Below are 256 nucleotides of genomic sequence, written 5' to 3'. Positions count from 1 at the left end.
CGAGCACCGGCACTGCGTGGGAGCCGATCATGCCCCAGCTGGCCTGGCCATGGCCCGCCCCCACCGGCAGCATGCCGTAGGCACTGCTGTGCTGGTGCGCGAGCAGCGACTGGACCATGTCGCTGGTGCGCTGCTCCGGCTGCACCAGGGTCAGCAGCGGGGGCAGGGCGCGCTATGTATCCGACAGCGAGAAGGTCGAGTAGTGGGTATAGCCCCCGGCGCGGTGATCGGCGTTTTGCGTGCCTCGGTTCTGGGA

Annotated in this window: 1 pseudogene; it reads right to left on the bottom strand. The window is 69.1% G+C overall.

Annotated elements, in window-relative coordinates:
- A pseudogene (locus ACQG3P_RS20565) lies at positions 1-256 on the bottom strand (glycoside hydrolase domain-containing protein); the annotation flags it as partial.

The sequence above is a fragment of the Stenotrophomonas sp. SrG genome, assembly GCF_050031795.1.
Taxonomy (GTDB): Bacteria; Pseudomonadota; Gammaproteobacteria; order Xanthomonadales; family Xanthomonadaceae; genus Stenotrophomonas; species Stenotrophomonas rhizophila_A.
This window is presented reverse-complemented; position numbering and strand designations above follow the sequence as displayed.